Source organism: Parasediminibacterium paludis, from assembly GCF_042651445.1.
Classification (GTDB): Bacteria; Bacteroidota; Bacteroidia; order Chitinophagales; family Chitinophagaceae; genus Parasediminibacterium; species Parasediminibacterium paludis.
Genome location: NZ_JBHSDC010000007.1, coordinates 21716 through 35340, shown reverse-complemented (window position 1 = coordinate 35340; position 13625 = coordinate 21716). Strand labels below are relative to the sequence as shown.

Sequence of the window (13625 nt, the reverse complement as noted above, 5' to 3'; positions counted from 1 at the left end):
TATCATTGTTAAGCATGGTAAAAGCTAACACTGGGGTATTAGGGAAACATTTCTTCGCCCAGATAGTGGCATCATAGCCATTCACGTAAGGCATACAAATGTCCATGAGGAAAAGGTCTGGTTTGTAGCTTTCGTTCGGTAGACGTTCTTGTAGTTCTTTACCGTCGTTGTATTGGTAGACTTTATATTGAGGCTGCATTTGCCCCAATAAATTGGATACTGATATACGAAGCATTACAGTATCATCAACAAAAGCAATATAAAATGGCATATCCCCTATTTTAAATAAATTGTAGCATTTCCTGACTCTGATTATTGATAAACCAAAGTCGCATCAAATACCATCAAGTATGAATATCCATTAGGGGGATACGAATATATAAATTACTATGATTTGTGGTAGTTTATTCAATGAAAATTAAAAGTTTTCTTATTATCTACGTAGAAATACGTAGATTTTGTATCAAAAAAGTCCTATATTATTGCAATGGGAAAAAGATAGCTGTTAAATACTATCCGTTTTCACATTATGCCAAATAACTGCTACAGGATTTTATTAGGTATTTTGATGTGCTATTTCATAGTAACTAGAGGTAATTGTCAAGATATACTAACCAATACAACAAAAGATAGCAGCCTTAATCTGACTCCTAAACAAATAGAAAGCTACACCACAAGCATAGATAAGAAAGCAGCAAGCATAAGTAAACAAGTAGAAAAAGCCAATACCAAGGCACTTAAAGATTTACAACAGCAAGAAGAAAAACTGCAAAAGAAATTAGCCAAAGTAGATAGCAATCTCGCTAAACAAGTGTTTGCAAATTCAAGCGATAGGCTGCAACAATTAACCGATAAGCTACAACAGAAAACAAGTAAGTTCAACCAACTACAAACACTTACAAGCAGCAAAGATTATCTGCCACTCGTAGATACGTTTGCAACAAGCTTGAAGTTTTTAGAGGGTAAACTAGACGCTAGTGGATTAACGAACCAAGCTACCAAAGCATTGAGCAGTGTTAAAGGTCTAGAAAGTCAATTACAGAACGCAACCGAGATTAAAGACTACATCCAACAACAGAAACAAGCGATACAAGCCGCTTTCGGCCAATACAATTTAGGTAGCAGCTTGCAAAGCTTTAACAAGCAAGCTTATTATTACCAACAACAGATACAGGAATACAAGCAATTATTAAAAAATCCTGATAAGTTAGAAAAAAGAGCGATTGCGGAATTAACCAAGTCAGCATTTTTCAAAGACTTTATGCAGCATAATAGCCAGCTGGCCAGTTTGTTTCCTATGCCGCAAGGCTATGGTACAGCCCAAGCTTTGGCTGGGCTACAAACTAGAGCTAGTGTCAATCAAATATTACAATCAAGATTGGGAACTATCCCTTCTACTATAACAAGTGGTGGCGGACAAAGTCCACAGAGTTACTTACAGCAACAAATACAGCAAGGACAAAATCAATTGAATGCTTTAAAAGAAAAGATTAATAAAGCAGGTGGTAGCAGCAGTGACCTTAATATGCCCGATGGCTTTAAACCAAATACCCAAAAAACCAAGCGTTTTTTAGATAGACTAGAGTATGGGTTAGACGTACAGACACAGAAGCAGAACAGTTTGTTTCCGCTAACGAGTGACATTGGATTTTCGGTGGGCTATAAGCTAAACGATAACAACAGTTTTGGAATTGGTGCTAGTTATAAAATGGGATGGGGCAGTGGTTTAGACCATATTAAGCTGACTAATGAAGGTATTGGCTTAAGAAGCTATTTAGATATGAAGCTAAAAGGTAGCTTGTTTATAAGTGGCGGTTATGAGCAGAACTATCAGCAACGGTTTGGCAGTATTGGTGAACTGTATCGTTTACCCCAAGGCAATTGGCGACAAAGCGCCTTATTAGGTCTTAGTAAGAAAATTCCTATTGTAAAGAACAAAACGAGTAAAGTACAAATACTCTACGATTTTCTGTGCAAACAAAATCATTTACAGACGCAACCACTGGTGTTTAGAGTCGGATGGGGGATGTAACAAAATGGAAAATTTTAATAAGAATAATTCAATTAATTATGTGTAAGAAAATTTATATAATTTTATTTTCTATAATTTTCGGCAATCAGGCATTTGCACAGAATGAGGAACTAAAAGTGCAGAATTATCATCCTGTAAGTCCAAGTGCATTTAGCTTTCTAAAATATACTGAAATGCCAGTTAGTGAGTATACAGGAATACCTTCTATTTCCATCCCGCTATACGAAATAAGTGTAGATGGAATTAAAATTCCGATAGCTCTAGATTATCATGCAGCTGGTATTAGGGTTAGTCAGGAAGCTAGTTGGGTTGGGCTTGGTTGGGATATGAATTTTGGAAGCATAAATCAAGAAATAAATGACCTTGATGATTATGCAATAAGTAGTAGTCCAAGTTTTCCTAATCAAAAACTATTACCTGACTATAAATGGTCACCATATCCTGATAATTACCCTACAAGATTCAATTATCCTAACTGTAATAATAGCCCAGGTTTCAATTGGACAGATCCCTATCCGAAAGGACCTGTTTTACCTAAACTATCTTACATGATTTCCACGGCGTATTGGATTCCAGTAAATGAAAAAATCGCAGATCAACAACTTGGACTTTTGTCATACCCAGAATATGATTCTGAGCCAGATATTTTTACAGCTAGTTTTTTTGGACATACATTGAAATTTATAAGAGAATTTCCTGATAATTTGAGTTCCAATGGTGGTATAAAAATTTTAAATAAGAAAGGTTATAAAGTAGTTAGAAATGGCGATGTATTCATAATCACTGTTCCGTCTGGCGAAAATTATTATTTCGAACAATTTAGCTCCTCTATTTCAAATACCACTTCTTATGGCGGTCTAACTGAATCTACTTCAAATAACTTTGAACCAACATCAAAAATTTGGTATATCACTAAGATTGTTACTAACAGTGGTAAGCAAATTGTTTTCAATTATACCCAAACGGCTGCAATTGATGAGTATCCTTCTTATAGTGAGAAATGGGATGAAAAAGTATTAAGTAGTTATTCGGAATACAACTTGAATAACTCAATTAATCAGCCGAATGTTGAGGGGTTTAATAATTTAAAAATGGGAAATTTTAACCACTCGATTACTTATACAAAAGAAAATAGGTTCTATTTATCAAGTATAGTTTTTCCACTTGGCAAAGTAAATTTTCAAATTTCAGACCGACTGGACATCCTGGGAGGAAAAAAGCTTGACAATATTCAAGTAGTCAATAATGATTCAAAAGAAATAAAATCTGTTCAATTATTATTCGACTATTTTGACGCTAGTGGTGTGGTTGGAAATACTTTTCCGCCTTTTCCAAATGCTGCCTTATTTAATAGCGATATGGTTAATAAGCGATTAAAGTTAATATCTATCAGCGACAAGAATGGGGAGATACACAGCTTTGGTTATAATCAAACTCAATTACCACCAAAAAATTCGTATGCTCAAGATTTTTGGGGATTTTTTAATGGGATGACCACTAATACTTCATTAATTCCTAATCCGCAAAGATTGAAAATAACAGGACTTGCAGATAATGGTAATAATAATTCGGCAAATTTAAATTTTATAACAGCGGGTATTCTGACACAAATAACGTATCCAACAGGGGGTAAAGCTCTTTTCGAGTATGAATTAAACAGTTTTGATAACTATTGGGTTCCTGATTTTAATAATACAAACAATGTTGTCTCTACGGGAAATGGATTAAGAATTAAAAAAGTTAGTTTTTTAAATTTAGATAACTCAACTGCTAAACAAACAGTTTACAGCTATCAAGGCGGAAAATCAATTATACCACTACAATTATCTAGGACATACCCTCTAACTAATATTAAATATATCCAAGGAAACACAGACATTGGCGCATATTACTATTCAATAACAGAATTAAGCGGTAAAGGATTTTATAATTCAAATTCCTTAGGTTCTATTAACTGCGTGGGCTATGATATGGTTACAAGAACAGAAATTGATAACTTGGGAAATACGCTTGGAAGAACGGAGACTTATTTTAATAATAGGCCAGACGAAATCTATAATACAACTGCATTACCATCACAACTAGGTGCTTCTTTACCAACACTTAAACAGATCTCATCTAGAACATTTGACGCTTTGTCATCGGATTTTCCTGAAAATGGCAAGCCAAACCAAATTTTAATATATGATAATAACAATATTTTAATAAAAAAAATTGAAAATAATTATGTAACGTACATCTCTAGTATGTATTCTAAATTTTATTACGGAGCGAGAGTTTTCGGGTATGCGAATTTATTTTATCCTGAAAATACATGTTTCCAATATCCTGGTGCGCCTTCAACATATTGGACATCTGTCCCTAAAAATTTAATAGGCTATTACCCTATATATGATATTGAAAGCCTGCTAACTAAAGCTACAACAACTGAATATGATAAAAATAATACCTCTTTTATAACAGTAAAAAGTTTCGGATATGACGGATTCAATCAACAAGCTTTCACTCAATTAAGAGGAAGTAATGGAGAATTTCTTGAAGAATATTACGATCATGCATATGATTATTCAAACCAAACTGGCGATAACAATTTGTTAAACAGTAATAGGTTATCTGAAATTACTAGTAAAACAATACAAAAAAGAAAGTCTAACTATATTGAAATCTTAGCATCCTCAAAGGTTCAAAATTCCTATTTAGTTTCAAGTGGGAATATCGTCATAAAAGATATCACTATTATTGATCAACTAGGATCTAACGGGTCACCAAGAATTACAACTTTGGATCAATACGATGCATTTGGAAATCCGTTACAACTATCGAAAGTCGATGGTGTTAAAAATAGTATTATTTGGGATTACGGTGGAAATTATGCAGTAGCAGAAGTAAATAATGCAACTTACAATGATGTAGCTTATACGAGCTTTGAATCAGACGGCAAAGGGAATTGGAATTTTTTAGGGAATCCTGTGTTAGATATTACATCACCAACTGGCCAGAAAGCCTATGATTTATCAAATGGTGCAATCACTAAAATTAATCTCAATCCTATTCAATCTTATTCAATAACCTATTGGCTCAAAAATGGAGCTTATTGCAGTATGGGTGGTTCAACAATTTCTAGTAAAAATGGTTGGACTTTATATAGAGCTAGTGCTACAGGTATATCGACACTATCAATTTCAGGTAGTGGTTATATAGATGAATTACGGTTGTATCCAGCCGATGCACAAATGCAATCTTATACTTATACTCCTCTCGTAGGGATGACTAGTCAAACTGATGCGAATAACCGAACAACCTATTATGAGTACGACACTTATTCTAGATTGATTCGAATTCGTGATCAAGATAAAAATATTATCAAATCTTTATGCTATGGCTATTATAATAGTTCGCCTACGGCATGCGCTAATACACCTGTATTCTATAACCAAGCTCTCAGCCAAACCTTTACTAAAAATAATTGTGGCCCTAGTTATCGTGGTGGTACAATTGCTTATACAGTAGCCCCAAATACTTATAGTTCCACGTTGTCACAAGCCGATGCGGATAATCAAGCTCAAAATGATATCGCTACAAACGGACAAAACTATGCTAATAATAATGCTAGTTGCACGTTAAATACGGTATATGCTAAGCTAACACTTGCTAACTCTAGTGAGAGCTTTTTAGGCGGTTGCGATAATCGCCAATCGGATATTGTGGTGAGTTTCTATCAAGATGCAGCTTGTACCATACCAGTGTCTGTGACTAATCTTTCTGTAACCATCTTTACCTATACTGACCAGTTTGACCCTACCTATGGTGAAAATGGTTTTCTGAACCCAAATACATATGTCTGCAATGGTACATCGCTTGTCTTATCACAGCAACCTACCTATAATGCATGCCCGTATGTTGATATGTATGGAAATATGTCACTTGGTGCGTACACTAATTATACTTACGCATTATCATCTGGTACAGGATATATTATTGTAAACTAGCCTTAAACTTTCATAAAATGAATAAGAAACATATTATCATCGTAATACTGCTTGTAGCTAGCCATGTTTGCCTATCGCAAACGGTAGATACGACTGTTATAAAAGCAAAAACAGAAGCCGAAATCAAGTTCTTAAAAGCCAGATTCGCTATTGATTCCGTACAAACGATAAAATTATATGCGAAGCTGTATAATTTTTATGCCAACAAAGAAGCTGGCGAGCATAACAAGAGCAGAGCAACCATTGAAAATACGCAAAATGCCTACGAAACATTGCTGAAGAAAGAGTTGACGGATGCCCAGTTTAAAAAATACAACGACCTCAGAAAGCAACACCAACAACTCTATGAACAGCGTATACAGCGCAAACATGGGGTAGATAGTACCCATCATTAGAATAATTAAATACAATACGCTCCAGTTTGTATGTTTAATAAAAACTATACAAATCCTTGAATTTTCATTTAGTCATTAATATTCAGTCTTTGACTATATAAATAATTTTTTATGGCAAATAAATATTTGGTCTTTTTATTTATATTATTTTATCTTTATAATTCGTCGTTACAGGCTCAAAATAATGTAAATTATATAAAAAGCTGGACTGCAGATGCCCCAACGCAAGACCCATATGTATTAAGAAACTTAGGCTTAAGAGAAGTAAAGCAAGCATCTGCTTTCTTTGACGGTTTAGGAAGGCCAATACAAACTGTTGTAAAAAATGGATCGCTTATAACTAGTACTGGGGTAACTGGTGATATGGTTATTGTGAACCAGTATGATGCATTTGGAAGAGAAACCAAAAAGCTCCTCCCATATGTTTCTGCTGGTGTAGATGGCGAATACAAAACCAACTCTCTAATAGAGCAAAACAGTTTCAATACTGCACAATATGGTGGACAAGGTGAAACTTTTTTTTATGGACAAACCGATTTCGAGTCTTCACCTTTAAATAGGCCAATAAAAGCTATGGCACCTGGTAACAGCTGGGTAGGAGCCAATCAGGGAACGAGTTTGCAGTATTTATTTAATACAGCAAATGATGATGTAAAAATTTGGAGTGTAAGTAATGGCGTAGATAAAACAGTTACAATATCTGATAATGGAAATGGAACGCAAGCTGTAACATGGACTTGGTTAACCTTACCGAATAATGTTTCAACTTTAGTTTTACTATATAGGTATGTAGGTAGCTCAAATTGGATTACTGCCTTTGTTACTGGGTCAAATACAATTGCTAGTTATAATATCCCCAGTGGCAATTACGAATATGCAGTTCAACTTTACTTTAATGATGGCACACCAACTTATATTACTAATTTTTCAATAGTCCCGACTAGTGATAAAACTTTTACAGCGATTGGAAGTTATCTTCCTGGTCAACTACATAAAATGTTAACAACGGATGAAGCAGGACATTCAATAATAGAATATAAAGATAGAGAGGATAAAGTAATTCTTAGAAAAGTACAATTAGATTCAGATATTTCGAACAAACCAGCACATTCAGGATGGTTATGTACCTATTATCTATATAACGATTATGGACAGTTGATATATGTGCTACAGCCCAAATTGGTACAATATTTAGACAACAACAATTTTTCACCTATACTAATATCACAATTTAGTGAACTTATTTTTCAATATGTTTATGACACAAGGAATCGCTTAATAGGAAAGAAAGTACCTGGTGCCGACTGGACGTACTTGATTTATGATTTAAGAGATAGATTGATAATGGCACAGGATGCCAATATGCGTAAAAACAATAATTGGCTCTGCACAATTTATGATAATATCAATAGACCAGTGAAAAGTTATTTATGGAGTAATGCTAGTACTAATATCGCCCTTCAGAGTATTATAAATAATAACCCAGATTACGTAACTAATGGCTGTATAAACTCTGGAGAATTACTGACAGAAACGCACTATGACAAATATGACAACATGCCTACAGGGTTAAGTAGTAATCTAGTAGGCAATTATGCCTCTACCATGGTTATTAATTATAATACTTCGCCAGATTATGCTCAGCCTTTGGTACCAAATACTAGCCCATTAGGTATGACAACTTGGACTAAGGTAAAAGTACTTGGGACGAGTAATCAATATATATATTCTGCTACAATTTATGATGATAAAGGCAGAGTAATTCAAGTACAGTCTATCAATCAAACTGGTGGATTAGATATAAATACCACCCAATACGATTTTGTAGGTAAAGTATTACGTAAGCATACAACGACGAACAATACAATCGCAAACATTGGAATAGAAGTAGCAAACAAACCTACTTATGACGATTTAGGTCGTATAATTAAACTAGAAAAAAACATCAATAATAATGGATTTAAGGTCATTAGCACAGTAGCCTACGATGCATTAGGACAGCTAGTGACCAAAACATTAGGTACAAAACCTGGTACTATAAATACTGCCTTAGAAACTCTAACCAACGAGTATAATATCAGAGGTTGGCTATTAGGAATAAATAGAGATTTTGCAAAAACATACGGGGCTACAGGGCGTTTTTTTGGACTTGACTTAGGTTATGATAAAACTTTGATCACAAGTATAAATGGAAATTATGCAAAAGCACAATTAAACGGTAATATAAGCGGAATGGTTTGGAAAACGAGTGGCGATGGGGAACTAAGAAAATACGATTTTGATTATGATAATGCGAACCGCTTAATACTTGCTGATTTTAATCAAAAAGATTATGGAAGTTGGAACAAGAGTACTATCAATTATTCAGTAAATAATTTAAATTATGATGCAAATGGTAACATTTTAACAATGGCACAATATGGTTGGAAAGTGGGCGGCAGTATCTTAATAGATGATTTACACTATACTTATCAACCTAATAGCAATAAGTTGCAGAATGTTATAGATTTTGCAAATGACACTCAAACATATTTGGGTGATTTTAAAACAAGCGCAACGCACCCACAAAACAGTATAAAATCTTACATTACAAACTCAGCTACATACTTAGGTTCTAGTAGTACCATTAAAGATTACGATTATGATTTCAATGGAAATATGAATACTGATTACAATAAAAATATATCTAGTATTACCTATAATCATTTGAACCTGCCACAGATGACTTCAATTACAGGTAAAGGCACAATTACGTACACCTATGATGCAGCAGGTAATAAACTTCAAAAAACCACACAAGAAAATAACGCTATAATATATTACAATAATAACAGTTACAATACCAATATCATAACTATGACAAGATATACTGATGCTGGAGTTTACGAAAGTAAAAGCTATAGCAATAGTGCATTATCAGCTCTTCAAATACCCGAGACGCTACAATTTATAGGACATGAAGAAGGACGCTTCCGACTAATTCCAGCAACAGCTACAACAACTGCTACATGGGTGGCTGATTATTTTATAAAAGACCATTTAGGTAATACTAGAGTTGTACTAACCGATGAGCAAAAAGTAAATAGCTATCCTGCAGCTACATTGGAAGATGGTGCTGTATCTACTGAACAGAGCTATTATAATATCAATACTTCTCATATTGTTGATAAATCGTCTATCCCAGCATTTGTAAATACTACCGATCCAACGTTTCACTATCACAACAACAATGGTAAACCACCTTATAACTCGAACCCTTCTAGCAATACCGATGCGGAAAGTAATAAATTATATAAGTTGAACGCTGCAAATGGAGGAGATAGAATAGGATTGGGTATTACATTAAAAGTAATGGCTGGCGATAAAATTGATATATATGGCAAAAGTTTTTGGAAGGATTATAATACTGGTGGAAATAATTCTAACAATAATCTTGCGCCACCATCTATTATTACTGGGCTATTAAATACTAGCAATAATGGTACACATATAGGTGAGAATTATGTATTGCAAAACCAAATAAACCAATATCAACTCTCCTATTACTCCATTTTAAACAGTTTTTTACTATATTCTAGTGGTAGAGTTCCCTACTATTATACTACAACGCAAAAGCCTAAAGCGTTTATTAATTACATTGTTTTTGATGAGCAGTATAACTATGTAACTGGAAACGCTAGTGCAGTAGGTGAAGTCAATACAGTAAAAGACCATAATAGCATAGATGCAGTGTTACAGGGGATAGTAATACCAAAAAATGGTTACATTTATGTTTTTTGTAGTAATGAAAGCCCTGTAGACGTATTTTTCGATAATTTACAAGTGATTCATACGCCTGGGCCACTGTTAGAAGAAACGCATTACTATCCTTTCGGGTTGACAATGAGCGGTATTAGTGCAAAAGCGGCAAATTCAATAGGGAATAAACTAAAATATAACGGAAAAGAACTTCAATCAGAGGAGTTTACCGACGGAAGTGGTTTGGATGTATACGATTATAATGCACGAATGCAAGATCCCCAGATTGGAAAATTTTTACAAATTGATCCTCACGCTGGTAGTTACTTTTCTCAGTCGCCGTATACTTATGTTAAAAACAACCCTATTATCGGCACAGATCCTACAGGAATGGATGTGTATCTTGAAGGTGAAGCTGCACAAGAATCGTTTAAAGCTTTACAAAGATCATATGCAAATAGAGATAATAGTGGCGTGGCATATGATTTAGGAGGAATTGATTATTTTGAAAAAGTTGGACTTGCAGCCATAGAACATTATGGAGACGATGCAGGGTTTCAAGTAAATGATGTTATGGTTGGATTTGCTAATTCCGAGATCAAGGACGCAAATGACAAAGGATACAGATTCGGAGAAAGATATGAGGCTCCTACTTTGGCGCAGAGAGAGGCTAAGAAAATAATGACTTGTACTGATTTTATAGGAAGAGTTTTTAAGGCGGCTGGAATATTAAAAAAGCTAATGGATTGGAATATTTCTGACTATCGCGATTTTTTAGAAAATCCAAATAATAATTTTAGTCGAAGTGATAAGCCTTCAATTGGTAGTATTTGGTTAGTTGATTATGAAGTAGATTACACAGATGAAAACGGTAAGCCTCAGCATAAGCACGAGGGTCACATTTCTATAATTTTTAATGTAAGAGATGGAGGAAAGTATATAGATTTGCTTCATGCTAGACCTCTTGATAAAGATAAAGATACGGGTAAACCATTTGGAGGCATTGGTCCGACTACCAAAACTGTTATAAGTGAGTATAATAGAATTCACAATAAAAGAAAAGACAATCTAATGTTTTTTAGTTATAAAATATTTAGATAAGAGAAGATGCAATTTGTATAGAAACAGTTAATGCTAAACTTCTTGTTAAGATAAAGAAAATGGCGAAATTATTGGTGCGTTGTTGATGCCATCAGAACTGTTTAAAAGCTGTATAATAGAATTAACACAAAGAGGAATAATTAATCATTTTCTGATACAATGGACTTATAAAAAAGAAATACATGTTATCAAATTATTCAAATTATCTCTCTGTTTTTATAGCTAGTTTATTTTTTAGTTTAAAGGTACCCGCTCAAATCCATAAAATTAGCAGCTTAAACCTCGTTGACTTTTCTAAAACGAAAGATTTTATTTATAACTTTTATGCGTATAACAATTTTTTTCACCTAATTGGTGACAACAAAAAATATATATTAAATAGTGAAGGGCAATTAATTGGCATAGATACTTTGCAAATTATAGAATATAAAAAAAGAAAGATTGGATTATACAAAAGTGTAAACAACAACAAAACAGATATTTACGTAGAAAATGATAGAAAAATTCTTGTTTGTAATAATGGGACGATTAAAAATGAAATAAGCTTAGGGAAAGAGCAAAGTGGTAGACAAATTGAAGAAATAGAAGAAGACAATAATAACAATGTGTATGTTATTCATCAAGAGAATATATTTGATGTATTAGCTCCTCATTTGATTTATGTAACCAAAATTGATACAAAAGATAATTTTAAACAAACACGATATATTTTACCATTTAGAAATGCTTGGCTGGATGAAGAACACAGATTTAAGGTAGCTGATACTATTGCGATTTTCAATAATTCTAAATTTACAAAAGACGAAAAGGAAGTCACAAATTGTCAGCAGGAATTAATTGTTACAAATACTACAACTTTTGATACGCTAAAAACATTAAATATTGATGCACAATTAAAATTGAAAAGTAGGTGGGAAAAAACTAGAATTATTTGGTTTAATGGAAAAACTTGTTTATTTGTAACCACTTGTTTAGATAATAATGGCAACAAAGATGTTGTTGGTATGGCTAATATTGATAAAGGAACAATAACCAAAATTATAGAATATAAGTTACCATTAAAGCCTAAAAAGGATGCATTAAATAAAAATATTAATGTTAAAATTGGTGAAGCTGCTTCTTACTATCGATATTTTAATGAGCCTAATGGCATATCATATTCGTTTGAAAAAAACTATTTATTTGTTTTGTATGTAACTAGCGGATTAGTTACAATAGACACTTATAGCTTAAAAGACTATTTTAAAAATTTTTAGAAGTATCTTTCCGGTATAGGTTTAATTTTTTTAACTTTTCAAAATGAAATCAAGAAATAAGTTTTTTTTATTTTGCATAATATTTTTAATGCCAGCAATTCTAGTCGCTCAGACGAAAAAAATAAGTAGTCTTGAACTTACTGAGTTTACACGTCAAAATAAATATCTTGACCACTTCGTGGTCAAGAATAGTCAGTTATATATTGGAACACCGTATGTTTTGTACACAGTTTCTTTAATGGGAGAAATAGTTGATTCCTTGATGCCATTGAATATATTCAATCTTCGAGCTACTGATTACACATTTGATGTATTGGATAAAAAATTCTCAACTAAGGATAATATTTTTTATTTTTTTGGTTACTTAACGGACATTATCACCTATAAAAATAAGAATAGATTTATAAATATTCAAGGTGTTCCCCACACTTCTTTTAAAGATAATTGTTTTGAGAGTGCACATACAATTTTTGATGGTTATAAGAATTTTTATTCTTTATATGTATCAGAAAAAGCTTCTAATGATGGGAAATGCCACCCAGTAATTGCAAAATTAGACACCATAACTGGCGTTGACATGGATAGTCTGGTTTTTAATGAAAAAAAACTTCAATTCAATCTTAACATAAATTACGAAACTACATTCAGGGTTGATGATTCAATATTTGTATTTGCTAATAACTTTCAAAAAAATAAAAGTGAAGTGATTTTCGCCGATACAAACTTTTCAGTTAAACGAATTATTGATGTCCAAAAGTCTTTGAACATCCCTACAACGGAAAAAAGTCTAACTAAGATTATTTCTTTAGATAAAAATAATTGCATATTCGTTGTTTCACTAGCAGAAACCAGAAAAGATATTATTGCTAGGGTAAATTACAATAATGGGAAAGTGGATAATATTACAACAATATCTAAGCCTACAGTGTCTTATATAGGACAAAGCAAAAAGAAAGTATCACAAAATATTTTCTCTATATATAAGGAAAATAAATACCCAAATCAAATTATGTATGCCTACGACCAAGGTAAGCTTTATGCACTTTATTATGAAAATAATAATTTTGTCATAAGCACTTACTTATTTGATTAAGTTAAAATTTACTAATTCGAT

7 protein-coding genes are annotated in these 13625 nt (G+C 33.0%); 6 read left to right on the top strand and 1 reads right to left on the bottom strand.

Features of this window, described 5'->3' with window-relative positions; all coding sequences use genetic code 11:
• On the bottom strand, positions 1 to 271 hold a 271-nt coding region (locus ACFOW1_RS06310), incomplete at its 3' end, for a response regulator (RefSeq protein WP_379012985.1).
• Positions 272 to 568: 297 nt separating this feature from the next.
• Here ACFOW1_RS06310 and ACFOW1_RS06305 point away from each other — a divergent pair.
• The 6 genes from ACFOW1_RS06305 to ACFOW1_RS06280 all read left to right on the top strand — a co-directional run bounded on the left by ACFOW1_RS06305 (position 569) and on the right by ACFOW1_RS06280 (position 13604).
• Complete coding sequence (locus tag ACFOW1_RS06305) at positions 569 to 2032, top strand: hypothetical protein (protein ID WP_379012983.1); 1464 nt, start codon at positions 569 to 571, stop codon at positions 2030 to 2032.
• A 38-nt stretch (positions 2033 to 2070) separates the two neighbouring features.
• On the top strand, positions 2071 to 6021 hold the full coding sequence (locus ACFOW1_RS06300; RefSeq protein WP_379012981.1) for a DUF5977 domain-containing protein: 3951 nt from the start codon (positions 2071 to 2073) through the stop codon (positions 6019 to 6021).
• A 17-nt stretch (positions 6022 to 6038) separates the two neighbouring features.
• Positions 6039 to 6416, top strand: a complete 378-nt coding sequence (locus tag ACFOW1_RS06295; protein WP_379012980.1) for a hypothetical protein — start codon at positions 6039 to 6041, stop codon at positions 6414 to 6416.
• Between the two features lie 111 nt (positions 6417 to 6527).
• Complete coding sequence (locus ACFOW1_RS06290; RefSeq protein ID WP_379012979.1) at positions 6528 to 11255, top strand: DUF6443 domain-containing protein; 4728 nt, start codon at positions 6528 to 6530, stop codon at positions 11253 to 11255.
• 182 nt (positions 11256 to 11437) lie between these two features.
• A complete protein-coding gene (locus ACFOW1_RS06285) occupies positions 11438 to 12511 on the top strand; it encodes a hypothetical protein (RefSeq protein WP_379012977.1) in 1074 nt (357 codons plus the stop codon).
• A gap of 43 nt (positions 12512 to 12554) precedes the next feature.
• Complete coding sequence (locus ACFOW1_RS06280; RefSeq protein ID WP_379012975.1) at positions 12555 to 13604, top strand: hypothetical protein; 1050 nt, start codon at positions 12555 to 12557, stop codon at positions 13602 to 13604.
• Positions 13605 to 13625: the final 21 nt, after the last annotated feature.